The organism is Bifidobacterium pseudocatenulatum DSM 20438 = JCM 1200 = LMG 10505, from assembly GCF_001025215.1.
GTDB lineage: Bacteria > Actinomycetota > Actinomycetes > Actinomycetales > Bifidobacteriaceae > Bifidobacterium > Bifidobacterium pseudocatenulatum.
On record NZ_AP012330.1, the window covers coordinates 2,112,224 to 2,138,112 of the forward strand.

A 25,889-nucleotide genomic window follows, 5' to 3' on the forward strand; every position below is an offset into this window, starting at 1 on the left:
TTACTTGTTGTCCTTGTCGTCATCGTCCACGACTTCGGCGTCAACCACGTCGTCGTCAGCGGGAGCGGAACCGGCGGCACCTGCGGCGCCTGCGGCATCGGCGGCACCCTGCTGTGCGTAGAGGGCCTGGCCGATCTTCTGGGCGGAGGTCATCAGCTCGCTCTGGGCGGACTTGATCTTCTCAATGTCCTCACCCTTCAGGGCTTCCTTGAGCTCGTTGACCTTATCGGTGACTTCCTTGGCCACATCGTCGGAGAGCTTGTCTTTATTGTCGTTGACGAGCTTCTCGGTCTGATAGGCGAAGGATTCGGCCTGGTTGCGGGTTTCGGCGTCTTCCTTGCGCTTCTTGTCTTCGGCTTCGTGAGCTTCGGCTTCCTTGACCATGCGGTCGATTTCGTCCTTGCCCAGGCCGGAACCGCCGGTGATGGTCATGGACTGTTCCTTGCCGGTGCCCTTGTCCTTGGCGGACACGTGCACAATGCCGTTGGCGTCGATATCGAAGGTGACCTCGATCTGCGGAACGCCACGCGGAGCCGGAGCGATGCCGGTCAGCTCGAAGGTGCCCAGCGGCTTGTTGTCGCGAGCGAACTCACGCTCGCCCTGATAGACCTGGATGAGCACGGACGGCTGGTTGTCTTCAGCGGTGGAGAAGACCTCGGAACGCTTGGTCGGAATGGCGGTGTTGCGGTCGATGAGCTTGGTCATGATGCCACCCTTGGTCTCGATGCCGAGGGACAGCGGGGTCACGTCGATGAGCAGCACGTCCTTGCGGTCGCCCTTGATGACGCCGGACTGCACGGCTGCGCCGACGGCCACGACTTCATCCGGGTTCACGGACTGGTTGGCTTCCTTACCGCCGGTAAGCTCCTTGACGAGCTCCTTGACGGCCGGCATACGAGTGGAACCGCCGACGAGCACCACATGGTCGATGTCGGAAACACCGATGCCAGCGTCGTGCAGCACGTTGTTGAACGGGGTGCGGCAGCGGCCCAGCAGGTCGGAGGTCATGCTCTCGAAGTGGGCACGGGTCAGGGTTTCGTCCAGGTGCACCGGAGTGCCGTCAGGGGTCATGGCCAGATACTGCATGGAGATGGAGGTGCTCGAAGAGGAGCTCAGCTCCTTCTTGGCCTGCTCTGCGGCTTCCTTCAGGCGCTGCAGGGCGATCTTGTCCTTGCTCAGGTCGATGCCGTACTTGTTCTTGACTTCGCCGACGAGCCAGTCGATGATCTTCTGATCCCAATCGTCGCCGCCCAGGTGGTTGTCGCCGTTGGTGGCCTGCACCTGAATGGTGGAGAAGCCGTCGTCGTCCTTGCCGATCTCCAGCAGGGACACATCGAAAGTGCCGCCACCGAGGTCGAAGACCAGGATGGTTTCGTCTTCCTTGCCCTTTTCGAGGCCGTAGGCCAGTGCGGCTGCGGTCGGCTCGTTGATGATACGCAGCACGTTCAGGCCTGCGATGGTGCCGGCGTCCTTGGTGGCCTGACGCTGAGCGTCGTTGAAGTATGCCGGGCAGGTGATCACGGCGTCGGTGACCGGTTCGCCGAGGTAGGCTTCGGCGTCGCGCTTCAGCTTCATCAGCACCTGTGCGGAGATCTCCTGCGGAGTCCACTTCTTGCCGTCGATTTCAACGGTCCAGTCGGTGCCCATGTGGCGCTTGACGGAGCTGATGGTGCGGTCGACGTTGGTCACGGCCTGACGCTTGGCGACTTCGCCGACGAGGATCTCGCCGGACTTGCTGAATGCCACGACGGACGGCGTGGTGCGAGCGCCTTCAGCGTTCACGATAACGGTGGGCTGGCCACCTTCAAGAGTTGCGATGCAGGAATTAGTAGTACCCAGATCGATGCCAACTGCGCGTCCCATAACTTGTCTCCTTTGTAGATAGGTTCGCTATGCGTTTTCTGTTCTATTCGTTCTTTCGCCCGAGTTTCGGTTTGCCGCCTCCCGGACTTTCCAAAACTTGAGCCTACACCACTCAACTTTGAATCGCAAGCGATTATTCCCAAATCTACAAAAAAGTTGAGCTCCCTTCGCTCAACTTTTTATCAGACACAATCTCAAGACACGATTTCAAGGCGCGATCACCATCGAACATCAATCAAATCGCAATCTCAACAAAACCTGCCATCTCACCATCGGCAGGGCGCGAACGCAATCCGTCAACGTTTCAACTGCCTTTCGTTGACGAATCGCCATTAACTGCAATCAACCGGCCAAATCAGGCCGCACCGGAACCCGCGTTCGGATTAGCCAGATTGGCGGCGACCGGCGCGAGAAGCACACGACCCGTACCGCGATACACGTTGACCAAGCCCTCGCCGCTCGCAGCCGAACCGATCAGCGTCTTCGTGGAACGCTCGACCGTGAACTGCAGGCCGTTCGTCCACGCGATCGCGAAATTGCCGTCCACCTTCAGCTCGTCGTTCTCCAAATCGACGGTCACGATTTCGGAAGCGGGCACCGGCGACTCCAACGCAACCGTTCCCTGGCCCATCAGCGACAGGTTGAACAGGCCCTCGCCGCCGGCCACCATCGCGCTCGGACGCGAAACCATAACCGCATGCTGCTGAATCGTGGTTTCGCAAGCGTAAAACAGGCCGTCGTTCACGGTGATGGCGCCGCCCATCTGGCTCGGATCGAGCAGCAGCACATGACGGTAGGTCGGTTCGAGCACAACCACGCCATTGCCCACGTATTCCGGCTTGACCGCGGACTCGTTGGTGACCGCGCCACGCGCCAGCTTGCCGATGAAATCGCCAACGCCCTTCACACCGGTCGTCACTTCGACATGGCCGACGGTCCACTGCATGGCGCCCGCCTGCACAACCGCGCCGGTCTTGCCATTGAGATTGCAGACCAGTTGACGGCGGCGCACGTTCATTTCGGACGCATAGTAGGCGTCCATGGCGCTGCCGTACGTCACGGAAAAATCGCGCTTCCACTCCATGACCTGGAAAATGCCCTGCTGCGCGACAATTGCGGCATCGTCATTATCCGTCAGATTGTAAATACGCACGAATGCTCCTTTGCTGGTAATACTTTGTTGATAATACTTTGGATGTCGAGAGATAATCTCCCGGTTTGCGAGATAGACATCTCGAAGGATATTGTCTCACAACGCTTGCTGCGTTGAACGACCCATCTCATTTTGGATTTGCGGCCCGCCCTGTCTGCATTGACCTCACGATTTCGATTTGGCGACCTCACGATTCGGAAAAAGGCTTAAAAAATGAAATCGTGAGGTCAGACCACAAATCGTGAAGTCACCAAACCTGAATCGTGCGATGAAGCAAAAGATCCGGACCACACTGCAATGCGTGCGATCCGGATCTTATTTGCGCTCTTCAGATCTCTTCAGATTTTCAGCGGCTGATCTTGGCGGTCTTGACGATCATCGCGATTGCGGCCGGATCGTTCTCGACGGTCTGGTAGCCCATTTCCTTGGCCTGCTCCCACACGGTCTTGCCAGCGCATTCGCCGCCCTGCACGGTCTGGCGGAAGTACTTGGAACCACCGCCGATGGTCACGTCAGCGCGGGTATCGAGCAGCTGCTCGGAAATGGAACCGATGCCGCCGTTTTCCTTGAGCTGGTTGGCAAGGCAGCGCTTGAGCGCGTCGTTGGAGCTGCCGTCGGTCTTGCCTTGCGGACCGTAGCAGCCACGCTCGGTGGAGTGCGATTCGAGCACGGCCGGGGTGGTGTACTGGCCGGTGCCGGCATTGGTGTCGCCGAGCTCTGCCGGCTGGCCGACTGCGTCAAGGCCTTCGAAGTGGCCGTTTGCACCCCCGAGATAATCGCGGGCGACGGTGATTTCGGAATCGCCCATGCCGTCACCGATGAACAGGATGACGTTCTTGGCGGTGCCGTTGCCGATGGCCGCAATGCGCTGTGCGCCGCCGTGCTGAGCCAGTTCCGCAACGGACTTGCCGTTCAGATTGTAAGTGGAAGTTTCGTTGGCGAGCGCCGGTGCCGCAAGCGCGCCGAGCGTTGCAACGGAAGCGATTGCTGCAATCGCTCCTTTGAGAGCCTTTCGATTGCTCATCTTTTTTCTTCTTTCTTCAGCCTGTGCTGTATTGCAATCTCCACGCCAGGTTTCGCAAACCAACTTCCGAGGCGTTTTGGACGAACAAAACGTGAACTCTCGTCTTCACAAAGTGAACACTTATCTCAAATCCTCTTTCCGTCAACCATCATTCCCAATACCCCCTAAATACTGAATTATGACTCATGCTTTTGTCGCATGAAGGGCAAACGGTCAGGCAGGGGCGCGGCGCGTCAGGAAGAGGCGCGGGCGGAACGAGTGGCCTTGACGGCTACGAAGAGGCTGCGAATCAGGAGCACGCACAGGTAGCAGGCGAACAGAATCGATCCGACGCGGGGCGAGACCGCGCCCGCTATCCACGTACCGAATGGCGCGGTAACGGCAGCCACCAAGCCAATAATCAGCGCGGCCTTCACATGCACCAGCCTTCGTTTCAGGTTTGCCACGCTCGTCGTGATCGAGTTCGGAAACATGGCCAGCAGCGACGTGCCTCGCGCAATCAGATCGGAAGCGCCGAACAGCATCGATAGCGCGGGCACGGCGAGCGCCCCGCCGCCAATCCCCAGCAGTCCCGCCAATATGCCAATCACCACGCCCAGCAGCACCAGGCAAACTCCGGTCAGCGCACTCATCGCAATGTGCTGGTCGCGCGACGGCACAAAACTTATCTGGTTCACCACCACAAACACGAGAAACACTACGAAAATCCATCGCAGCACAAGTTCCGGCAAGCGCGAAAGCAGCCAGCTGCCAATCTGCCCGCCCACAAACATGCCGCAAAACAGCAGCAGCGCGGCGAGCCAGTCCACGTTTCCGCAAGTCGCGTACGAAATGACGCCGGAAATCGAGGTCGGTACGATCGCAAGCATTGACGTCGCCGCCGCATTGCGTTGCGTCAGTCCGAGCCATACCAGCGCGGGCACGATCACGGTGCCGCCGCCGATGCCGAACATGCCTGACAGCAGTCCTACTGCCACGCCGACGATCACCAGCACCGCAATGCCTCGCGCGGATTCGTCGAGTCCCGCAGGATCCGCACCAAACAGTCGATCCGCTTTCCCGCCGAATTTCCCGCTCGGTTGCACACTCGATCGCACACTTTCTTCAGCGCGTTCAACACTTTCAGCATTCGAAATATTGGAAATATCCGATTTCTTCATCTCTCCCCTACCATCGCACTTTCTTCATCTTGCGATAATTGCGATAGTACATTCCCACACATCGCAGCGTCGCAAGACCGGCAGAATACGAGAAGGAAGAAGAGAAACTACGCCCGTCTGCCGGACGAGTGGCGCCCGGCAGCCACGCGATCGGCTTTCACGATGCGCCCGCGCCGCCACAGCCGTGCCAGCCATACGCACGCGAATCCAATGATCGACACGAGCAGCCCAATCACAAGAGCCGCCACAGCCGTCATATACCCCGGCTCGTCGTACGTGGTCGCGTCCGGCACTTTCGGGTTCGGTATGCGATGCCCGCGCACGAGCAGCCTGTGCGAGTTCACCCCGTATGGCGTGCATGTGATCAGCGTCGCGTAGTCTTTGCCGGATTCGATGTTGAGTTTGCTGATGTCGCTCGGCAGCACTACGGAAATTTGGTCAACCTGGTACGTGTAGGTTTCGTCGAGCACGTGGAATGCGAACGTGTCGCCTTTTTGCAGTTCGTCGAGACCGGTGAGCAGTTTCGCGCTGGGCAATCCGGTATGCCCGGAAATCACCGCATGCGTGGTTTCGCCGCCTACGGGCAGTGACGTTCCCGCCAAATGCCCTGCCGCGATTTGCAGCACGCCTTCGCTGGTGCCATGGTAGACGGGCAGTTTCACTTTGATGCGCGGTATGGTCACGTATCCCATGATGCCGGTACCGGTTATGTCGAGCGTGTTTTCGTATGTTTGCTTCTGCTCGTCGGTCAGGTGCCAGCGGTCGCCGTTCGCCGCGAGCGCCTCGTTGTAGGCGTGCGCCGCGTCGAGCATGTGCTGTTTTTCTTCGCCGGAGAGATCTTCGGTTTGTTCCACGTAGCTTGCCACGGCGTACGACTGGTGCATGCGGTTCCACCAGTCGCTGAATGTTGGGTATGCGATGAGGCAGATCGCGCCGATCATGAATATTGCGGATATTGCGATTAATACGTCGAGCAGCGCGTTCGACTTTTTCTTCGGTTTCTTCGATTGTTCCGAAGATTTTACAGATTTCAAAGATTCCGATTTCGCACTTTCCGCGCCTTCCGCAGAACCTTCCGCACTTTCCATGCCTTCCGTGCTTTCCGAAAATTCAGCGAATTCTGAGAATCCGGCAAAGTCGGAAGAGCCGGCAATATCCGCGGAATCCCCGGCAATCTTACGGCGCGCTTCAGCAGTTTCACGGCGCGCTTCAGTGCTCGGTTCTCCCGATTCGCTGTTTCCGCTCCGCCGCCGTTTCACGCTACTGTTCGCCTTCCCGCTTTCTCGCAATCCTCACTACGCCTAAGAGTACCAATGCTGCGGCGCAGATGGCGGCTGCCATCCAGGCCACGCTCTGTACCGCCGAGCCGGTGTGTGCGGGCGGGGTTTCGGGTGGCGTGTGCGTGTTGGTGATGGTGGTGGTGTCGCCTTCCACGTCAGAGAGGGTGGTGTACCCGCTGGGTACGGAAGCTTCGACCACCGCCCACTGGTGTGCGGAGGAAAGTCCCGTCCACGAATGTGCCCACTTGTTGGACTCGTTGAGTTTCACTTCTTCGAATACCACGCCGTCACGCAATAATTTCACGGTGATGGATTCGGGACGCTTGCCGTCGGAGTCGTTGCGATCGTTCCACACTTTGCGCACGGTGCGTTCCAGGGTCGGCTTGAGTTGGGTGGAGCATTCGGTTTTTGGCTCGATGGCGAGTTCGCGTGATCCGTTGGAGACGCCGTCTTGCGGCATGGCGACGAGCATGTTGGCGGAAGCGCACTGCCAGTAGGAGTCTTCGTCGGCCGTTCCGCCAACAGCAGCCGCGCCAGCAGCGCCTTCGACTTTCACGCTATCGGACACGACCAGATACAGCCCGTCTTCCACGCCGGCGAACGTGAGTCGCCCGGCTTTGTCGGTTTCGCCCGAGTCCACGGCTGCGGATTCGCTTGCCCCGTTCGCCGCGATGAGTCCGGCGAGCGTGTTGGCCACGTCGCGGTACACTTGCGCGTCATATCCGGTTACTTTCGACCAGTCGATCGGGTATGCGGTGGAGTCGGTGAATGGTGCGACGGGTTCGAAGTTTGCGCCGGACGAGACTTGCCCGACTTTGTATAGGCGGAAGGTTGCTCCCGGAATGGCGAAATCGCCCGTTCCAGCGGCTCCAGAATCGGAAGCGCCTCCCGCATTAGAGTCAGCCCCGTCATTGCTTTTGCGTTGATACGTAATGGCGATGCTGCCGCTGGCAGAGTCTGTTGGCGCCGCAACCGCATCGCGAGTGGTGAGTGCACAGATTGCGGCGGCACATGCGACGGCAGCTGCGCAGCATGTTGCGACGATGCGGCTTGCGATCGTGTGTTCCTTCATTGCCAGCCCCTCTTCTGTGGTTCTTTCTATGAAAACTAGAAATATCAAGTCGCCCCCAACTTGCGACTTGGAAAAATTAGGGAGTCAGGCTGAATTCTCGTTAGTTTAGGCAGTTTACAAGGGATTTGAGGCAATCCAGCCTGACATATGTGGGTTCAGTTATTGTTCAATTATTTTTAAATTATGATGATTGTGATGATTCCGCTGTTGCCATGCGGAGGTAAGTGCATGGCAACAGCGGTTTCATGTGTAGTTATTTTCAGTTATGGTTTTTGATTTTCAGTTATGTTGACTGTGATCTGTGAGATCAGGCGTTGCGGCGACGCAGCGCCATGACCAGGGTTGCGCCAGCGAGCACGAACACTGCCACGCCAGCCACATACAGCATCACCGTGCCCATGCCACCAGTGGATGGCAGGTTGGAGCCCTTCTGGTTCACGATGGTGGTGGCGACAACACCGGTGGTCGTATCGCCAGCAGTCGAATCGATCTTGAGCGAGATCAGCTTCGGATCAGCAGCATCAACGTCATGCTCTGCAGTGATTTCGAAGAACTTATCCGCTGCGGTGTTGTAGCCTGCCGGAGTGTGGGTTTCCACGAGCTTGTACTTGCCGTCGTCGATGCGCTTGTAGGAGGTAGTGTACTTGCCATCCGTGCCCTTGACGACGGTCACTTCACCGAGATCAGTGGCGTAGTCTTTCTGAGCCTCGTCATACTTGTAGAGCTTGAACTTCGGCAGGTCATTCTCAGCCGGGGTGCCGTTATCGCTGAAGGTCTTGGTGATGTCCAGCTCATAGGTGAACACGATGACCTTATCCTTAGGGGTTTCGCCGGTTTCGCCTTCGCCGCCAACATTCGGGTTGTTGGAGAACTCAAGGGAGGCCTCGTTCGGGTTACCCGTAGAGCCGATTACAGCCTGATCATTCAGCGTAGAAGTGTATTCGACGGTGAACTTGCCGCCAGCAGCAACGGTGATTGCCTTGCTATCAGTGCCCTTGACGGACTTTGCATCAGCAATGGTGAGGTCGAAGGTGTGATTATCGGTAGTAGCCGTGTTGAGAGTGTAGGAGTCAGCGCTAAGCTGCTTGCCTTCATACTTGACAACCACGGATTCGCTATTGAAAGTCAGACCTGCGGACTGAGTATCGTGGAAGACCAGCTTGTAGGTCTTGTATGCGGCGAAATCAGCCGCATCGGTCGGCAGGGTGGCGGTCAGCTGGAACGGCACCTTGTCATTCACGTCGTAGTCGGCGGAATCCTGCCATCCGGTGGTGTCACCAGTGGAATCGTTGATGTCCTTGACCTTCTTTTCAAAGGTCGGCTTGTCAGCCTTACGGTTCACAGTCACCGGACCATTGACCCGCACGATGAACAGGGTGGAAGCATCGTCACCAGTCACGGCGGTGCTGTCCTTCAGCAGGTAGTAACCTGCGGCAGCATCAAGAGAGGCGTCCTTGGAGACCGAGCCGAAAGCAGCACCGCTCAGATCAACGAACTTGGAAATGGTTGCCAACTTCGTAGTGTCATCAGCAGTGCTCTCAAGCGCAGCGATCTTGACGGCAGCTTCGGCGGCAGTCAAATTAGCGTTTCCCTCGCCAGCACCATTATTTTCATTGAAGTTCTTGCCAGCGGTGACGTCACCCAGAGTACCGTCCGTGCTCAAAGAACCGGTGAAAATCTGATACACAGAGTAGGTGTGCGTATCTTCGGCCGGCACAGTAATCTGGTACGTGTTCGCTGCCATTGCGGTGCCTGCGCCGAACATGCCGGCGACGGCCATGGCTGCGGATGCTGCCACAGCGACGAGGCCTTTGAGAACCTTATTCATTGTTCTCCCTTTCTTTCCTTTTTCCATAAACTTGTTGAAATCTTCGTTGTTTTCCAACGTTTTCAATTATTTTTCAGTTATTGAGTTATTGCCCAGAAGGCAGTGGTCGTTTGTTTTACGGACCATCCCCTCCTCTTCTAGACGTGTTCATTGCCGACGCCTCCTGACTTTCAGGGCCAGTCCGGCCGTCGCAACGGATGCCATGGCCACAAGCAATCCCGTAGCCAAAGTCTTCATATTTCCGTCGCCGCCCGTCCCCGGCAACACCACCCCCGGCTGATTCTCAATCTTGTTGTCAGCGGGACCGGTTGCGCCGTCGACAGTGAGCGCAACGCTCCATGCGGAGCCGTTATACGAACTTGGACCGATGGTGAACTTGTAGACAACACCGCCGAGGTTGTACCCGTCGGGAGCCTTGTTCTCTTCCAACGTGTATTCACCCCAAGGCAAACCCGTCAGTTTGAACTTACCGGCACTGGAATCTTCGTCCGCAAAGCCTTCGCTCGAGCACGCATCCATGCAGTCAGTCACGAAGTACTCTTTAGAAGTGGCGAGCTTTTCAAACGTGCCGTTTACGCCATCGTTTCCGTACTTGAACTCGCTGGTCTGGGTGACTTTCCATTCCGATCCGGCAAGCAGCAAGGAATCATTTTCCGAGCTGACCTTTGACCAGCTCACTTCACCGAGCACACGAGGGTTCTCGATGATATTGCTGGCCGCGACGGTAAGGGCAGGGTCCTTGTACAAGGTGACGTCTCCGTTCGAATCAGTCAACCGGAAGTAGTACGTAGGTGTGCCTGCGTGGGCAGTCGGGTTGCGGGCTTCCTGAAGCTGGTAGATCTCGCCGTTCGTGTTGACCGGCAGACCGGAAACAGTGAACGCACCTGGATCGGCGTTTTCATCACCCATGCCATTGGCAACGCATGATGATGTGCAATCGGTCACTGTGATCGGCGTTCCGCCATTCGCCGTGAACGAACCATCGCTTACCTTGCCGGAAGCAATCGTCCAAGACGATCCTGCAATTTTCGCCTTGTCGGTGCCATCGATCTTATTCCACGTCACCTTGGTGCGAGTATCCGTGAACACAATCTCAATGGCGCCAACAGTTGTGCCCGTAGCATCATCCGCGTTCTCATGCCTCGTCACGGTTGTGACTTGACCGTCGCTAATTACGAATGTGTACCAAACGTCTGTCTTGGTGTATCCGGTTGGCGCTTCATGCTCTTTCAGCTTGTACGTGCCGTCCGCCAGATCCTTGACCTCGAACTTGCCCGCGTCAGCGTTGATATCGCACATTACGCCAAGCTGGTCGCCGTTCGGCTCAGACTTCGTGCAGGCAGTCGTACGTGCAACAGTCTCGTTTGCGAGCACTACGTCAGCAGCGCCCTGCTCGTAATACACAGCGGCAGACACCTTGGCTTCAACGTTCTTTGCAGAAACGTTTGCCGCGCAACCACTCGGAGCTGTGGCATACACATTCGCGGAGGTATTCAGGCCGCTCGACTTCTGTACGGTAATCACCGCACTGTAGTCCGCGACATAGTTTCCACCACCACTCGGCCCATCCCAAGACGCAGTTCCGTTATCAGAACCGCTCTTGAACTTGAAAGTGATCTGCTTCCGGTCATCATTCTGAATTTTGACATAGCTCCAGTCGCCGCAATTATTACTGCTATAGTCCCTGGTCATTGCCGCCTCGCGCCAAGAGCCATCCGTGCCGTCAAGGCTGTACCACAGGTATGGGGTGCTCCATTTGCCAGGATTATTAAAGTAAATGACCGTATAATGCGTATCCTTAGGCACGGTAACAGTGAACGAAACGGAAAGGCTTCCTGCTTTTGCGGTAATCGTCACCGTACCTGAAGCAACGGCGGTAACTTTGCCGTCGCTGTCCACCGTCGCAACGCTCTCAGCGCTCGACGTCCATGAAACCGCCGTATTAGCGGGATCAACAGTGGCAGTGAACCGCTGATAGTTTCCCTTTGACAAGCTGAACGATGCATTGTTCGCCACATCCATATTACCGGTTTTCACCGTCAGAGATGTCACCTGAACCGCAGTGACGGTGACCGTTATGGAATCGCTGATTGAATCGTCGCCAACAGGCTTGACCGTAATCACAGCAGTACCTGGGGCAATGCCGGTCACCGTTCCATCGCTAACGGTTGCGACAGCGGAATTGCTTGACTCCCACTTCACATCCTGTGCCGCATTCGCAGGCTGCACCTGCGCGGTCAAAGTAGCCGAACTATTCTGAGTAATACTCAGCGAATCACCAGCATCAACGCCATCCTTCAGAATGGTGACGCTGGAAACCTGCACCATATTGTCTTCAACGATGTAAGTTCTGCCATCGTTAGCAGTGATTTCCCAACTGGAATCTGCCAACGGTTTATCATCTTCACCATTCTTCGTCCAGGAAATCGACGCGGACTGCGGATAGTTCACAATCTTGTTGTCAGAAACCGGAGTCCAATTGGTTCCGTCTGCGCTCTCGTAAACATCTTGTACGAGAGAGCCTTGGTCGCCCGCAGTGATGCGGTACACCTTGCTGGAAATCTGATAGCCTTTTGGCGCTCCAAGTTCCTTCAGGTAGTAGTTGCTGTTGGTCTTGAGATTGCCGACCTGAATGGTGCCGTTATCAACACCGTCTTTGTCAGACAGCGCATTACCGTCAGTAACCGTCGTAATCGCCTCGCCACCGTTCGCGGCATCTGCGTAAGTCTTGTACACACCCCACGTGGTGCCAGCCAAGGCATTGTCGTTGTTGTCTACCTTGTTGATCTGAATGACCGCGCACTGGGTAGAGTACGAGCCGTTCCACGGCAGGTTGTGGCGTTCCTGATCCATATCAAGCGCGGAAGCCGAGTAGCTGCGCTCGTAGTTGAGGAACTTGTAGAAAGTACCGTTATTAGTATTGCCAACCGCATCCGGATTGTACATGGAGAAATCCCCGCCAACCCATACACGACCGTTGGTGCTCACGTGAGATTCGAAGCTGCCATTCGGCACGAGGATGCTGCCGAGCATGCCAGCGGCAGGATCATCCTTAGTCTCCATGGCAAACGACTTATCCCATACGCCATCAGCTTTTTCCAGATTGGAGTTTGCGTCCCTACGCGTCGTAGTGCCACTACCTTGGCCACCATGGATAACCACATTTGTAGCGTCAGCAAAATTCCACATGATCTGCTGCGCACGCTTAGCATACTCCGAGTCCGCATAAGAACCACCAAGCTCACGCTTGGTACCGCTTTCATCAGTCCACCAGAAACGCCAACCGTTATGAAAATCCACGTTCTTTCCGGTCACATTAATGACCACGGAAGCGCTATCGGGAATACCGGAAAAGTCGAAACTGACACCCGTATAGCTCGAAGAATCATTGAGAAAGCTTGCGGGAAGGTTGAACACCTGCATAGAGGCTTTCCCGTCACCCTGAAACTTAATTACCTTCTCATTGACGTTGTTAATCGTAAAAGTATAGCTACCGTTGTCGTACTCATTGACGTCATATTTCGTACGCTTCAAATTGTTATAGCTGTCCGAAGAATATGTCGCAGTGGTAACATATACGCTTCCGAACCCCTTCAGGGAAGACAAGTCGTTTGACAACTTCTTGATATATGTGTCAAAGTCCGAGAACTTTTCATTAGTCGAGCCGATCGTCTCATCAGTCTGTTTCCAGCTGACAGTACCCTCCATGCCGCCTGGCACATAGACGGAGTTCCTGGAGTCGTACCGATTGGTGTCGGTGTTCTTTGATCCATTTCCCAAAATCTGATTCGAAGAACCACCATATACCGTGGTGCTATCGCCCGCGATATTTGCGGAGTAGGACGGCTCAGTGTTCTTGTTCTTGCCAACCCAGCCAGCATTTCCCCAAGCTTGAGTGCCCTTAACCCAGCCAATGCTCGAATCGTTGCTGTCACCTTTAACGTCCAGCACAACAGAACCATCTTTAGGACGATACTGACCGCCAAAGCCCACGACACCGAAGCGGAAACCCCGGTAATCCTTTACATAGCCGTTCTTAGCACCGTCCGCATCGGTGAAATACGTGGCCCACGCACCTTTAAGCGGGTGCATCAAAAGCTTTCCTTTGACCGCGGTTAGGCCTTCGGCTTCCACAGCATACGACCCGCTTGGACCGTTAACATCTAGCATGTTTCCGCCGGTCTTCTTGCCAACGTACATGTCGCCGCCCACATATGTGGCGACGCCGGTATCTTCCGTACTGTGACCCGTATCAGTGCCCAAGGTTATGGATTGCGGGGTGCAGATACCGCCATTGTCTCCTGCCGCACCTTCGGCATTGGCGCTGTAGGTGGGGATGAAGGCGGTGACGGCTACGGAGGCCATCATGGCAACTGCGACTGCGGCGGCGGTCAGGGAGCGGGCATGAGAGAAGGCGCGGGCAGATACCACTCGCGCTCCCGAGTAATGCTGTGGCGCCGAGCTCCTCGCTCCGCCTCTGAGCAATCTCTTCATCATGTCCCCTAACTGCACGAATCAGACCCCCCTCAGACATTCCGACTCTAACACGACATCCTTTGCAATATGCCATCTACAGGAGTGGCAACTACGCCACTCAACCTTTTTCTTTCTCCCGCACCTTGTGGGTACGTCTCAAAATGATAACCTTTGCATTCATGAAAATCACTGAAACAAAAATACCACCCCCCCCCCCGATATAAAGGTGGTAAAACCTTTGTTTTCCAGTACCGAAGCGTCTAATCCGTTCTGCCAACTGGAGTTTGAAATCGTTCGCAAAAACGCCGAGGTTACCCCTGCGATCAGTCTTTGTTAATCTAACCGATACCCTCCACGGCGTGTCGCGAAACAAATGATTGCAAACCGTTTCATTCATTGCAGAAATTTTCATGAAAATACCCCCTAGTACACCCGTGTACCATACCCCAATTTCCCCGTCCCCGCCGCCCATCCACACTCGTTACAATCAACAATCACAAATCAACCATGGAAATCTCATAACCTCGCAACAGGCGGCAAAACCTCCGACCACAGGGATAAATTTTCAGGGCTCGCACACTCTCCAACAGCTACATATGAGACAAGGGCGCGTAAGGGATCGAGCCGTGACAACCAAGGTTGCGAAATGAACTATGATGACGGTTGCAAGCCCCGCATCCTACGAAGACGGCAAGTACCCGAGCGAAACCGGAAAATCCACTCCGGATCGCACCTCGACGCGGTCGGCAAAAAGCGAGTCACCGTCGTCTACGACGCCCAAGACACGCAACGGAACTTGTGCAGACACCACCAGCAGCGTTGCGCAGACGGCGGCAGCTGGCAGTATATGCAAAATACCCCCGTATTGTCGGCGTGAATCAAAACGGCAAGTACGGAGGCATGAAGAAGAGTGGCAGAAAAATCAGCGATCTCCGCCGTAGACGGAGTCGGTGCCGCGGAGCACAAGCTGGGCACGCACCACCTCATACGGATTTTCGAGAGTCTCCCCCGCAATCAGCTTCACGGCCTTCCGCGCTGCGGCACGACCCATGGCGAACGGATCCTGACGCATGGTCGTCAGGTTCACGGTGTCGGCATATGCGGAATCGTCGAAGCCGATGATCGAATAGTCGCGCGGCGTGCGATGCCCATACCGGTCAAGGCGCAGCACGAGCGGAATCGCCATCATATCGGTCTGGCAGCAAATGCCGTCGGGGAACTCATCCAACGCAAGCAGCGCGGTCAACGCCGAATCGGCGAACGTTTTGCCGCGCGGCACGGAAAGCACGCGCCACTTGAAATCGTGCGTGCCCTCCATGGTCTTGCATGCGCGAATGAAGCCCTGCCCGCGCGCATCGATCGACGAATTGATCGAATCGACTGCATCGGAGCACACGTACACAATGTTTTTGTGCCCAAGATTGATTAGATGCTGCGCGGACGAGAACATGCCGTCTTCATCGTCGACGGAGATCGTTGCGTCGAAGCCTTCCTGCGATGGCGTGTTGATGCCGATGATCGGCACATGAATACGCTGCAACTGCTGGATTTCCTCCGGTTCGACGCCGAACGACGTTACGAACACGGCGTCGACGTTGCGTCGCACCGGAAGATTCGTAAAGAAGTCACGCCTGTTCTCACCGGTATCGACATGCTGGAACAGAGAGATGTCGTATCCGGCATCATGCATGACGGAATTGATTCCAGCGAATACTTCCATATTGAACCAGCTGGTGATTTCCTCATTCATCAGCATGGCGACACGGTACGTTTGCCCTGACTTCAGTGCCGTCGCGGAACGGGAGATATTAAAATCCAACCGGTCCGCGGTGTCGAGCACCTTGCGCCTGGTACGCTCGGAAACGAGCTCCGGACGCGTGAACGCGCGCGAAACCGTCGAAATCGACACTCCTGCGGCCTTGGCCACCTCACGAATGCCAGCCTTGTCCATGTCAGCCCCTTTGCAGCTCACAGCATCATCGCACCCCTGCCAACAGTGGAACGGGTGGTATTTGGAGCGACGACGCTCTCTCAATCTGTTTTCATTATAGTGCGAACGTTGTCAAAACTCTCGCAATATGATCAAATTTCATGCGACAGCCGCGCAAATCAGCAAAATTACCGGATAGAAGGCATAGAACATCCACTTAGTCCATGAATGTTTGTATCCGAGTTTGCCATTGTAGTAGTGCACGAATGCAACACCGACGCCAGGCGCAATCATCATCACCGCACCGAACAGACCGGCCGTGAACATCATGGTGTTTTCACGCGAGCGCATCAGCCAGAAAATCAGCACGAAACCAAGCGTCACCGCACCCAGGCTCATCAGATGCTGGCGCAGTCCGACACGCAACAGCAGATCCCACAATACGGCAACCACTACCAGCACAATGTCGGAGATCACGAGCATGGCACCTTGGTAGCGCTGCGCCACCCATTTCATTGCTGCGAGCATGGCGAAGGCGATGAACAGGCCGAACACCGGATTCTGCGAGCCGAAATCGAACGGCTTGCCCGAAGTGGCGAGATCGTACGGCACTTCGGCGATTAGTGCCAGCAACAGCAGCTGCACGCCGTATGCCACGCGATTGCGCGTCTGCTGGAAGCCTTGCACCAGCAGCCACGCGTAGATCGGCGCGGCGAACCACGACACCACTTCGCATAGCACCATGGCCGTAAGCGACGTCATGTTGCTCGTGTCGGATCCGAAAATCAGTGGCACCAGCGTGGTACTGCCGGCGGAAAGCACCAGCGCCACCGCGCCGATTACCTTGAGCTGGAATACGCTCAATCCGCGGCGCTGCTTTTTCTTGCGGCGCATGCCCGCAAAGCCGATCTGGTCGGTGACGTCGGTTCCGGCGCCGTTTTCGGTGTAGCCTTCCATAAGTCCTCCTCGAGTTTTCCTCGATTCCATCGCGCAAGCAATCATGCGCGCACGTAATCGTCTGCGCACACTGTGCCACGTCACGACATTACGCCGCGGTATCGCGTTGCGGCATCGCTGCCATATGCGGAGCTTCGCGTCTCACGCGCTTGCACAGCATTCCGCGCAATATGTTTTTCACGTAACCCCTGTGCGACATGTTTCACGCGATTGTTTCACACTATGTCTTTCGTGCTTTCACGTAGCTTTACTCGCATCATCTTGCCATTGTTGCAAAAATCCTGCGAACGTATGCTGCAAATGTATGCAACATACCTTACACGCTTTACGAAAGGTGACCCCCGTAAACGTGGCGCACGCCGCGCAATACGCGCAACGCAACGCACGCCCCGCAATACACGAGCAGTACGCACGCAATGCGAAAGATCAGGCGTTCAGCACGTAATCCAGCAATCCTTCATAATCGGCACCCTTAAACGAACGCACCGCATAACTCGACGCATCCGGATCGTCGGCCGGCGAAATCTCCGTGCGGAAATACACGCCGTCAATGCCCGCCGAACGCGCACCGACAATATCGTTCTTCTCGTCATTGCCCACCATCAGCGCATGCTTGGCGGTAACGAATTCACGGTCGAGCGCCAGCATATACAAATCGCGCGCGGGCTTGCGAATCTTTTCCTCGCTGGAGATGATCACGTCGTCAAGCACGCTGGCAAGTCCCGTCATTTCCAACTCGGCACGGGTATAGCAGGATTGCGCGTTGCTGAGCAGCGCCACGACAATGCCGGCTTCCTGCAGTTTTTCGATCATTTCCAGCGCACCCGGATACAGGCGGATCATGCTGGTGCTACCCTGACGGAACGCCCACGCGGCCTTTTGAGCGGCCTGCGGCAACGCCAGCAACCGTTCCGCCTCGTCGTTGCGATTCATGAGCAGCGAGCGGTACACCGGCAGCACGTCGAACTCGTCCCACCCATTGCGAACGATGGCATGATTCGACTGATGCAGCATTTCGCGCGCCTCAAGTTTTTCGAAACGTTCACGCAGTGCCTCAACCGAATCGTATTGCGCTCCAAGCTCGCAAGCGGTGTCATACAAGGCCTGCCAGGCCGCGTCGCACTGTTCGTCGGTACGTATGTCAATAAGCGTTCCATACAGATCGAAGAACACAACCTCGTATTTAGGGGTATGCGTCACGTTTTCCATAGCAGGTCCTTTCATCGGCATCGTCGCCGCTTTACCGGCGGCGGCGATTGCCACTTTGCAGCCGCTGCCCTTGCAAACCAATGCGTTACATGCGTTATGCACGAGGTTACCGCAACCGCCAGATTGCAAACGTATGCGGTGGCACGATCAAATAATCGCCATCTCCCGCACTGATGCACGCCGCGGATGCGTTTGTGGACGAACCCATGCCGCACCATACGCGAGACGACTCCGAAACCGGCGCAACCGCAGTCGAGGCAACGTCAATCGCGCCAATATGACGTCCCGGATTCACCGCCACCAAGTAGTCGCCGACCCGGAACACCAGTTCGTCGCCTTCCACGCTGACGATCACACGATCGCCGTCAAACCATTCCGCCGAGCTCTTACGCAAGGCGATCAGTTTCGTGTAATACTCCACCAGATCGCGCATGCGCCAGGCACGAGTCCAATCAAGCCAATTCAGCTCGCGCGTCGAATCGTACGAATCGGAATTGCCGTATTTCGTACGCGCGAACTCCTCGCCAGACAGCATGAACGGAATGCCCGCGGAAGTGAGCACAATGCCCGCCGCCATACGATTCGCATCCATCACCGTGGCCATGGCCCCGGCAATCGCGGAACCGGCCGAGGCGAGCCCAGCTTCCGAAAGATCGGCGTCATACAACGCCTTCGGCACGTCCACGGAATTCTCGTTGTCGCCTTCACTAACGGCGCTGCCCAGCGATTTCGCGGCAAGACTTGCGCAAAGCTTGTCCCACAAGGTCAGATCGTCATGCGCGGAAACATACTGGATCACTTGACCCGCAACACCTTCCGGCTGTTTGCTGGCACGCCAGGCGTTCACCGCGTCGCGCACGGAGGCCGCATTCTCATGCATACCCCCGTTAACGTATCCGGGACGGTCCGAGAAGAACACATGCCCCTTGATGGCGTCTCGCGTGGTGTCGCAAAAATGCCCGATGCGATTATCAAGCTGCGGCAATCCGGCCTTGTCGGCAAGCACGGTGCCCGGCAAAGCTGCGGTAGCGCTGGCCGACCACGGTTCGCCATACATAAGAATGCTCGGCCCACGGTCGGGGATTTCGTCCAAAGCGGCGCGCACGGCGTTCATGGTGTCGACGTCGATCAGGCCCATCAGGTCGAATCGGAAGCCGTCAAGATGGTATTCCCTCGCCCAATACGCCACGGATTCCACCACAAAACGGCGGAACATCGCACGTTCCGTGGCCATATCGCATCCGCATCCGGAGCCGTTCGACAACGCCCCGTTCGGCTTGCGGCGCAGGAAGTATTCGGGCACAATGCGCTCGAACCAGTTGTCGGGCGAGAACATGTGATTGTAGACCACGTCCATAATCACTTTGATGCCGGCATTATGCAACGCCTGCACCATCTGCTTGACCTCGCGGATGCGCACGGACCCGTCATACGGATTCGTGGAGTACGATCCTTCAGGAACGTTGTAATTGACGGGATCGTAACCCCAGTTGTATCGGCTGCAGATCGTTTCGTCGACGGAACCGAAATCGTAGATCGGCATCAGCTGCACCGCGGTAATGCCAAGCTTTTTGAGATACGACAATCCCGTCGGAAAATCAGGATGACCGTCCAACGTCGTTCCCAGGTCGGTGAACGCAAGATATTTTCCACGATGGGATTCGGGGAATCCTCCCGCGGGATCGTTGCTGAAATCGCCGACATGCGTTTCCCAAACAACCGTTTGCGCAATCGGCACTTCCGGCATGCGATCGGCATCCCAACCTTCGGGATCGGTGCGAGGCAAGTCGACGACCATGCTTCGACGGCCGTTCACGCCAGCCGCGTGCGCCCATGGATCGGCAACGCGATCGACGGAACCGCAATCGCGTTCAATCAAAAAATCGTAATATAAGCCGTGTTTATTATCGGCAAAATCGTAAGTCCAAGAGCCATCGGCCTCGGGACGCATCAAAAACTGCCCAATTAAAGCGTCGCCGTCTTCCCCCTTGGAACCGCGCGAGAACAACCTCAACGTTATTTTCTCGGCCGTTGGGGCCCAAATGGCAAACTGGGTGCCGGATTGCGAAACCACGGCACCCAGCGGCCGTTCCAGACAAAGCGGGAACGGTTCGGCGACTCTCGTATTCGGCTGTTCGAAATTGTTTTCGAGGCTGTTTACGAGCGTCATTGCTTCCCCTTTTTCTAACTGTTATCAGCCCTTGACAGAACCTGACATGGACTCCTGATAGAAACGCTGCATCACGATGAACAGGATGGCGATCGGGATGGAGATCACGACCGCGGCCGCGGCGAAGCGGGCGTACCAGTTCTGGATGTATTCCTTCTGCAGCATGAGCCACAGGCCCAATGCCACGGTGTAGTTGGACTGCGTGCGGCAGATCACCTTGGCCATGACGAAGTCGAGCCACGGGGTCAGGAAGCCGATGATGGCCTGATAGACGATCATGGGCTTGCAGATCGGGATGATGATCTTGTAGAACACCTGGAAACGGGTGCAGCCGTCAAGCAGGGCGGCCTCATCCAACGAGGTTGGGATGGTGTCCATGTAGCCCTTCATCACGTAGAATCCAGCACCGGAACCTGCGGAGTACACAAGAATCAGCGCCACGGTGGTCATAGCGCCGCTTGACAGGCCCAAGGCCTTCAGAATGAAGTAGATGGCGGTGACGGCCATGATGCCCGGGAACATGCCGAGAATCAGCACGACGTTCATGAAAGTCTTACGCACGCGGAAGCGCATACGGCTCATGCAGTACGCCACCGACAGCACGAAGATCACGGAGATCACGCAGGTGAAGCAGGCGATGATGAACGTGGTCATGAACATCTTCGGGAAGTCCAGCACGTTGCGGTCGGTGAACAGCACCTTGTAGTTATCCAGCGTCCATTCCTTCGGGAAGAAGGAGCTGGTGTACGGGGCGGTGTTCTTGTTAAAGGACTCCGCGAACACCCACACGATCGGCACGAGCCAGATCACGGCCAGGATGGCGAGGAACAGGTGGGCGAAGATGTCGCCGGTGACGCGGCGGATCTTCTGGTCATGCAGGAAGCCATGGCTTTCCACTTTGGTTGAGGAATGCTTGTTGCTCATCGGAATGCCTCCTCATTCTTATAGGAGCCGGAATTGCGGTAGGTGATCAGCGAGACCACGGCCAACACAATGAAGGTCATGATGCCTATCACAGCGCCAAGGTTGTAGTCCTGCTTATCCACGGTGAGCTTGTACAGCCAGGTGATGAGCAGATCGGTGGAGCCTGCGGAATCGCCCAGTGGGGTAGGATCTCCGCTGGACAGCAGGTAGATGACGTTGAAGTTGTTCACATTGCCGGTGAAGGTGGTGATCAGGTACGGTGTGAGCACGAAGATGATGTACGGCATGGTGATCTTGGTGAAGATCTGCCACCAGTTTGCGCCATCGATCTTCGCCGCTTCGTACTGATCGGCAGGAATGTTCTGCAGAATACCGGTGATCTGCATGATGGTGTACGGAATACCAACCCACAGGTTGATGATGATGACGGTGACGCGGGCCCAGGTGGCGTTGGTGAAGAACGGCAGCGGGCCGTCAATCCAACCCCACGTCTGCAGCATGCGGTTCACCGCACCCTGCGGCTGGAGCATAGTGTGCATGACCAGCAGGGATACGAACTGCGGAACTGCGATGGACATGGAGAAGCAGGCACGCCAAAAACCCTTGAAGTGGGTGGTCTTACGGTTGATGATCATGGCCACGAACATGCCGAAGAAGAAGTTCAGGAAGGTGGCGAAGAAGGCCCAGACCAATGTCCACACCAGCACGCGTCCGAACAGTGCTGCGTTAACAGTGCCGCCGCTGTTGGAGAAGACCTTGGCGAAGTTTTCAAAGCCGACCCAGTGGAACAGCACGAGGTGCTTGTGGTCGTAGCTGGTGAACGCCATGGAAATCATGAAAATCAACGGAAGCACAGTGAACACTGCGATGCCCAGCGTAGGCAGGAACATCAGCAGGACATGAGCCTTGGCGTCGAGCAGTTCGTGCACATCATCCATGAAGCTCGGAGCCTTGCCGTTCTCTTCAAGCAGCACCTGGGACTTGTATGCGGAACGCACCGACATGACCCACAGGCCGACGAAGGCCACGCAGATCACGAGGGACGCCACGCCGTAGAGCAGGATGACCACGGAACGATCCGGCTCGACATACTGCCAGAAGCCGTCAACCAGTTTCTTGCCGCCCTTGTTTTCGCCCAAGCTTGGCAGCTTGGACAGATAATCAACGCCATTGGTAGCCATAAATACGAAGAACGCGACTTCAAGGGCCAGCATGGCAATGCCCTTGACGTACTGCTTGCGCACGATGTTTCCAAGACCGAATACGACCGCGGAAAGCTTGGTGAACACATCACCGTGGGTCAGCGCAGCCTTGACCGTGTACGGCGACGGGGGAACATAGTCAGCGCCCTGCTTCCGGCGGCGCTTCATTTCCCGAGGGGAAAGAGTCGTTGCTGTCATTTCGACCGCCTCTCTAGATTTTGAACATAAAAAAGCTTTGCTTCCGGACAAGGGGAAGGAGAATGTGAAAAACCTTGCCCGGGAATGCAAAGCTCGGAGGAGGAGTGAGCCATTGCGCCGAAAGGGAGAAACACCATGACTCGAAGCGTTGCTCATATGCGCCGGGTGGCTGGCGGGATTCGGCAAACCAGCCACCCGACGCTTTTCAGTTATTGGTATTGGGTTTCAGGATTTCACTCAGCGATGGTGCCCTTGGTCTGGTCAATCCAGTCCTGATACTTGGCAGCAGCGTTGTCCTTGGTGATTTCCTTGTTGACCAGGGCCTTGCCGAAGGTCTCGGCCGGGGTCCACCAGTCGTTCATGCCAGCCAGGCCGGACTGCAGGATCGCGGTGTTGGCCATGGTGTCAGCCTGAGCCTTGGCAGCGATGTCGTCGGTGGTCAGGTCGGACAGGGAGGTGTCGCTCGGCGGGATCTGACGCATCTCGTAGTGCAGCTTCTGGGAGTCGGTGTTGCCGAGGTAGGCTGCGAACTGAGCGGCGGCCTTGGTGTTCTTGGCGTTCGGGTTGTAAGCGACAGCCTTGGTAGCTGCGAAGGACTTCATCTGCTTTTTCTCGCCGTTCACGGTGAAGGTCGGCAGCTGAGTAGCGGCGTAGTTGTCGCCCAGGGCTTCCTTCACGTCAGCTGCGGACCAGGTGCCGGAGAACAGCACGTCGGCGGAGCCATCCTTAATGGCGGCAAGGCCGGAAGCGCCGTCGTCGTTGGAGAAGTTCGGATTGGCGACCACATCGACCAGATAAGAAGTAATATCGGCGCCGTCCTTCGGGAAGACCATGCCTGCATCGGCGTCATTGCCCTTCTCGCCAAACAGGCTCAGACCATCATAGAAGCCGTTGATGTACCAGGAATTTTGCAGGGGGAAGGTGACCTTGGCCTTGGAAAGGATGGTATCGAAGTCCTTGGCCTCATCCTCGGTGATCTTGGACTTGTTGTAGTACATGAACCACGTGTTGTCGGTGTACGGCACACCGTAGAGCTTGCCATCGGTACCGGTGACGGAATCGACTTCGAGGTCGCCGTTCTGTTCCTTCACCTGCTTCTCGGCGTCGGTACCCAGCTGGCCAATGGCCTTGGCGTCCATCAGAACGCCCAACTGATCGGAAGCGAACATATAGACATCGGCCGCGGCGGACGGATCGGTGCTGACCTGCTTGGAAGCGTCACCTTCGGAGACGACGTCGTTCTTCCAAGTGATGTTGTACTCTGGGTGATCCTTAGCGAAGTTCTCTTCGACCTGACCCAGCCAATTGGTATCCTTGGCCTGGTCTTCCTGCGGAGCCCACACGCTCAGGGTGATGTCCTCGGTGCCGGAGGCACCGCTCTTGCCATCGCCGTCGGAGGAGCCGCCGCATGCAGCGAGCGGGACCAGCATTGCAACAGCTGCGGTAAGTCCGATTGCCTTCTTCCAATCGATCTTCATTGACCTTTCCTTTCCTCACATAACCTTGTGTATCTTCAGCGCAACCGGTACCGAACGTCTGATCAAACTCCGCATACGTTCGCACCATCGTCTTTCAAGCGGGTGTTGTCCGTCTTTGGAGCTACCGGATGTGCATCAGTGATTGCAAGTGTAGCACAGTTTTGCCAACGTTTGCAATCTGACGTTAAGATTGTTTCAGCAGTTGCCGGAAAACACGTTTATTCCAAGGAGACACACCGACATGATTTCCCCTTCGACACACCCCTGTCCACAATGGCTCTCCAACGCGATCTTCTACGAGATCTATCCGCAATCCTTCGCCGACTCCAATGGCGACGGCATCGGAGACATTCCCGGCATCACCGCAAAACTCGGCTACATCACCGACCTTGGCTGCAACGCGATCTGGCTGAACCCGTGCTTCGATTCGCCCTTCAAAGACGCGGGCTACGACGTGCGCGACTACAAGAAGGTCGCCCCCCGCTACGGCACCAACGACGATCTGGCGGCCCTGTTCGCAGCCGCCCACGAGCGCGGCATGCATGTAATCCTCGACCTCGTGCCCGGCCACACCAGCGAGGAACACGAATGGTTCCGCCACAGCGCCGAGGTGGATCGCAACGAGTATTCCGACCGTTACATTTGGACGGATTCCTGGATTTCCGGCGGTGACGGCCTGCCGTTCATCGGCGGGGAAACGCCACGCAACGGCACCTACATTCTGAACTTCTTCAAATGCCAGCCGGCACTCAACTACGGTTTCGCACATCCCCAGCGCGCATGGCAGAAGCCCGCGTTCGGCCCGGAGGCGATCGCCACCTGCGATGCGATGGTAGACGTGATGAGATTCTGGCTTTCGCTTGGCGCGGACGGCTTCCGCGTTGACATGGCAGACAGTCTCGTCAAGCAGGACGACGCCGGCAAACCGTTCACGATTCGCACTTGGCAGTACATGTTTTCCAAGATTCGTCCGGAATTTCCAGAAGCCGCGTTCGTGTCGGAATGGGGACGCCCGAACGAATCGCTGGAAGCCGGTTTCGATATGGATTTCTATTTGGATTGGCGCTGGGACGGCATTCCGAACGGCTACAACATGCTGTTGCGCAACGTCGATAATCCGTTGAGCAGGGATGGCGACAAAAGCTATTTCAACGTGGATTCGGGCACGCCGATCAGTGATTTTCTCGAGCAGTACGAACCGCAGCTGCGCGAGGCGGAACACCTCGGAGGCACCTTCAATTTCATCACCTGCAACCACGACACCGCGCGCGTGGCACCACGCCTTTCCGAGCGTGAGATCGCCCTGGCATACTGCACGCTGTTCGCTATGCCGGGCGTGCCTTTCATATATTACGGAGACGAGATCGGCATGAGGTACCGCGACCTGCCCACCAAGGAGGGCGGCTACGTGCGCACCGGCTCGCGCACGCCGATGCAATGGCAGAGCCTCGCCTCGCTCAACGCGAGTTATGCGACGCCGGCCATCACCGGCGGGAACTATCTTCCGGTCGACCCCTCCCCTGACGCGCCCAACGTCGCCGACTCCCAATCCAACAAAGCCTCACTGTGGTATACGGTGCGCCGCATGCTGCATCTGAGGGGGAATTGCGACCCCCTTCAATCGAGGGCATCCTTCCATCCGATCTCACGCAGAAGGCTGTTCGCATTCGAGCGTTCGACCGATCTGGAACGAGTGATCGTGGCGGTCAATCCGAGCACAAACAGCGAACGTTTGCAATTACCGAATGGTCACTATCGAAAGATTTTCGAAATCGGCGAGACCAAGGTCGATTTCAACACTTTGACCCTCGGTACGCAAAGCTTTGCAATTCTGAAGGCGACCGCATGACCCATTCCGAGCAGTGCCGTCGTCAGCTTCAACGAAACATGCCGTCATTACCATGGCGGCAACGCCATCGCACTTCGGAAACAGCGGTGGCAACGACGGTAGGACAGCAGTCATAT

At 56.5% G+C, this 25,889-nt stretch carries 17 protein-coding genes and 1 pseudogene; 2 read left to right on the top strand and 16 right to left on the bottom strand.

Annotation, left to right across the window (positions count from 1 at the left end):
* The 5 genes and pseudogenes from dnaK to BBPC_RS08625 all read right to left on the bottom strand — a co-directional run bounded on the left by dnaK (position 1) and on the right by BBPC_RS08625 (position 6,141).
* Complete coding sequence (gene dnaK, locus BBPC_RS08605) at positions 1-1,863, bottom strand: molecular chaperone DnaK (RefSeq protein WP_004223527.1); 1,863 nt, start codon at positions 1,861-1,863, stop codon at positions 1-3.
* A 355-nt stretch (positions 1,864-2,218) separates the two neighbouring features.
* A complete protein-coding gene (locus BBPC_RS08610; RefSeq protein ID WP_004223528.1) occupies positions 2,219-3,016 on the bottom strand; it encodes an AIM24 family protein in 798 nt (265 codons plus the stop codon).
* 382 nt (positions 3,017-3,398) lie between these two features.
* Positions 3,399-4,040: pseudogene (locus BBPC_RS08615) on the bottom strand (alkaline phosphatase); the annotation flags it as partial.
* Between the two features lie 233 nt (positions 4,041-4,273).
* Positions 4,274-5,200 (bottom strand): sulfite exporter TauE/SafE family protein, encoded by a 927-nt coding sequence (locus tag BBPC_RS08620; RefSeq protein ID WP_004223535.1) that lies wholly within the window; start codon positions 5,198-5,200, stop codon positions 4,274-4,276.
* A 107-nt stretch (positions 5,201-5,307) separates the two neighbouring features.
* Complete coding sequence (locus tag BBPC_RS08625; RefSeq protein WP_033524394.1) at positions 5,308-6,141, bottom strand: class C sortase; 834 nt, start codon at positions 6,139-6,141, stop codon at positions 5,308-5,310.
* Here BBPC_RS08625 and BBPC_RS10145 point away from each other — a divergent pair.
* Positions 6,140-6,505, top strand: a complete 366-nt coding sequence (locus tag BBPC_RS10145) for a hypothetical protein (protein ID WP_226679678.1) — start codon at positions 6,140-6,142, stop codon at positions 6,503-6,505. The genes BBPC_RS08625 and BBPC_RS10145 overlap by 2 nt on opposite strands.
* Here the strand turns inward: BBPC_RS10145 and BBPC_RS08630 are convergent.
* The 11 genes from BBPC_RS08630 to BBPC_RS08680 form a co-directional block, all read right to left on the bottom strand.
* Entirely contained in the window at positions 6,461-7,552 is a 1,092-nt protein-coding gene (locus BBPC_RS08630) for a Cna B-type domain-containing protein (RefSeq protein ID WP_033524385.1), read from the bottom strand. The two genes, BBPC_RS10145 and BBPC_RS08630, sit on opposite strands and share 45 nt — an antisense overlap.
* A gap of 307 nt (positions 7,553-7,859) precedes the next feature.
* A complete protein-coding gene (locus tag BBPC_RS08635) occupies positions 7,860-9,380 on the bottom strand; it encodes an isopeptide-forming domain-containing fimbrial protein (RefSeq protein ID WP_033524384.1) in 1,521 nt (506 codons plus the stop codon).
* Positions 9,381-9,527: 147 nt separating this feature from the next.
* Entirely contained in the window at positions 9,528-13,877 is a 4,350-nt protein-coding gene (locus BBPC_RS09410) for a SpaA isopeptide-forming pilin-related protein (protein WP_004223542.1), read from the bottom strand.
* Positions 13,878-13,974: 97 nt separating this feature from the next.
* A complete protein-coding gene (locus BBPC_RS08645; RefSeq protein WP_004223544.1) occupies positions 13,975-14,328 on the bottom strand; it encodes a hypothetical protein in 354 nt (117 codons plus the stop codon).
* A gap of 450 nt (positions 14,329-14,778) precedes the next feature.
* Positions 14,779-15,807, bottom strand: coding sequence for a LacI family DNA-binding transcriptional regulator (locus tag BBPC_RS08650; protein WP_004223547.1), 1,029 nt, complete (start codon positions 15,805-15,807; stop codon positions 14,779-14,781).
* 138 nt (positions 15,808-15,945) lie between these two features.
* Positions 15,946-16,743: a TraX family protein gene (locus BBPC_RS08655; RefSeq protein ID WP_047749691.1), complete on the bottom strand. Its 798-nt coding sequence runs from the start codon at positions 16,741-16,743 to the stop codon at positions 15,946-15,948.
* Between the two features lie 426 nt (positions 16,744-17,169).
* Positions 17,170-17,952, bottom strand: a complete 783-nt coding sequence (locus BBPC_RS08660; protein ID WP_022244881.1) for an HAD family hydrolase — start codon at positions 17,950-17,952, stop codon at positions 17,170-17,172.
* A gap of 106 nt (positions 17,953-18,058) precedes the next feature.
* A complete protein-coding gene (locus BBPC_RS08665) occupies positions 18,059-20,122 on the bottom strand; it encodes an alpha-amylase family glycosyl hydrolase (protein WP_004223557.1) in 2,064 nt (687 codons plus the stop codon).
* Positions 20,123-20,146: 24 nt separating this feature from the next.
* Positions 20,147-21,046, bottom strand: a complete 900-nt coding sequence (locus BBPC_RS08670) for a sugar ABC transporter permease (RefSeq protein WP_004223560.1) — start codon at positions 21,044-21,046, stop codon at positions 20,147-20,149.
* Positions 21,043-22,416 carry a carbohydrate ABC transporter permease gene (locus tag BBPC_RS08675; protein ID WP_004223563.1) on the bottom strand — a complete coding sequence of 458 codons (1,374 nt, stop codon included), beginning with the start codon at positions 22,414-22,416 and terminating at the stop codon, positions 21,043-21,045. Before BBPC_RS08675 ends, BBPC_RS08670 begins: the two co-directional genes overlap by 4 nt.
* Before the next feature lie 263 nt (positions 22,417-22,679).
* Positions 22,680-23,924 carry an extracellular solute-binding protein gene (locus BBPC_RS08680; RefSeq protein WP_004223566.1) on the bottom strand — a complete coding sequence of 415 codons (1,245 nt, stop codon included), beginning with the start codon at positions 23,922-23,924 and terminating at the stop codon, positions 22,680-22,682.
* Positions 23,925-24,165: 241 nt separating this feature from the next.
* Here BBPC_RS08680 and BBPC_RS08685 point away from each other — a divergent pair, with 241 nt between their 5' ends.
* The gene (locus BBPC_RS08685; protein ID WP_004223569.1) at positions 24,166-25,773 is read left to right on the top strand and encodes an alpha-amylase family glycosyl hydrolase; all 1,608 of its coding nucleotides are present in this window, start codon (positions 24,166-24,168) and stop codon (positions 25,771-25,773) included.
* Positions 25,774-25,889 lie beyond the last annotated feature (116 nt).

What these genes read in the sequence shown, in the direction of transcription:
- BBPC_RS08665 (WP_004223557.1), bottom strand. Translation starts at nt 20,122, where the DNA reads ATGACGCTCGTAAACAGCCTCGAAAACAATTTCGAACAGCCGAATACG.
- BBPC_RS08625 (WP_033524394.1), bottom strand. Translation starts at nt 6,141, where the DNA reads ATGATCGGCGCGATCTGCCTCATCGCATACCCAACATTCAGCGACTGG.
- BBPC_RS08670 (WP_004223560.1), bottom strand. Translation starts at nt 21,046, where the DNA reads ATGAGCAACAAGCATTCCTCAACCAAAGTGGAAAGCCATGGCTTCCTG.
- BBPC_RS09410 (WP_004223542.1), bottom strand. Translation starts at nt 13,877, where the DNA reads ATGATGAAGAGATTGCTCAGAGGCGGAGCGAGGAGCTCGGCGCCACAG.
- BBPC_RS08655 (WP_047749691.1), bottom strand. Translation starts at nt 16,743, where the DNA reads ATGGAAGGCTACACCGAAAACGGCGCCGGAACCGACGTCACCGACCAG.
- BBPC_RS08635 (WP_033524384.1), bottom strand. Translation starts at nt 9,380, where the DNA reads ATGAATAAGGTTCTCAAAGGCCTCGTCGCTGTGGCAGCATCCGCAGCC.
- BBPC_RS08675 (WP_004223563.1), bottom strand. Translation starts at nt 22,416, where the DNA reads ATGAAGCGCCGCCGGAAGCAGGGCGCTGACTATGTTCCCCCGTCGCCG.
- BBPC_RS08630 (WP_033524385.1), bottom strand. Translation starts at nt 7,552, where the DNA reads ATGAAGGAACACACGATCGCAAGCCGCATCGTCGCAACATGCTGCGCA.
- BBPC_RS08620 (WP_004223535.1), bottom strand. Translation starts at nt 5,200, where the DNA reads ATGAAGAAATCGGATATTTCCAATATTTCGAATGCTGAAAGTGTTGAA.
- dnaK (WP_004223527.1), bottom strand. Translation starts at nt 1,863, where the DNA reads ATGGGACGCGCAGTTGGCATCGATCTGGGTACTACTAATTCCTGCATC.
- BBPC_RS08660 (WP_022244881.1), bottom strand. Translation starts at nt 17,952, where the DNA reads ATGGAAAACGTGACGCATACCCCTAAATACGAGGTTGTGTTCTTCGAT.
- BBPC_RS08680 (WP_004223566.1), bottom strand. Translation starts at nt 23,924, where the DNA reads ATGAAGATCGATTGGAAGAAGGCAATCGGACTTACCGCAGCTGTTGCA.
- BBPC_RS08645 (WP_004223544.1), bottom strand. Translation starts at nt 14,328, where the DNA reads ATGGGCGGCGGGGACGGGGAAATTGGGGTATGGTACACGGGTGTACTA.
- BBPC_RS08685 (WP_004223569.1), top strand. Translation starts at nt 24,166, where the DNA reads ATGATTTCCCCTTCGACACACCCCTGTCCACAATGGCTCTCCAACGCG.
- BBPC_RS10145 (WP_226679678.1), top strand. Translation starts at nt 6,140, where the DNA reads ATGAATATTGCGGATATTGCGATTAATACGTCGAGCAGCGCGTTCGAC.
- BBPC_RS08650 (WP_004223547.1), bottom strand. Translation starts at nt 15,807, where the DNA reads ATGGACAAGGCTGGCATTCGTGAGGTGGCCAAGGCCGCAGGAGTGTCG.